Raw genomic sequence first — 297 nt, 5'->3', positions numbered from 1 at the left:
GGCTGGCGACAAAGGCGGAAGAACTCGGCGTCGAGATCTATCCGGGCTTTGCCGCAACCGAAGTGCTCTACAACGACGAGGGTGCCGTCATTGGTGTCGCCACTGGCGACATGGGCATCGAGAGGAACGGCGAGCCGGGTCCGAACTTCGCCCGCGGCATGGCGCTGCTCGGCAAATACACGCTGATCGGCGAGGGCGTGCGCGGCTCTCTCGCCAAGCAGCTGATCGCCAAGTTCGATCTCTCCAGGGACAGCGACGTCCAGAAGTTCGGCATTGGCCTCAAGGAACTCTGGCAGG

General features: G+C 63.3%; 1 protein-coding gene. It reads left to right on the top strand.

Annotated elements, in window-relative coordinates; all coding sequences use genetic code 11:
* On the top strand, window positions 1–297 hold a 297-nt coding region (locus L981_RS32660), incomplete at both ends, for a hypothetical protein (RefSeq protein ID WP_043626919.1).

Source organism: Ensifer sp. ZNC0028, assembly GCF_000799055.1.
Taxonomy (GTDB): Bacteria; Pseudomonadota; Alphaproteobacteria; order Rhizobiales; family Rhizobiaceae; genus Ensifer.
Note: the sequence above shows the minus strand (reverse complement) of the source record. Positions and strands in the feature narration are given on the sequence as shown.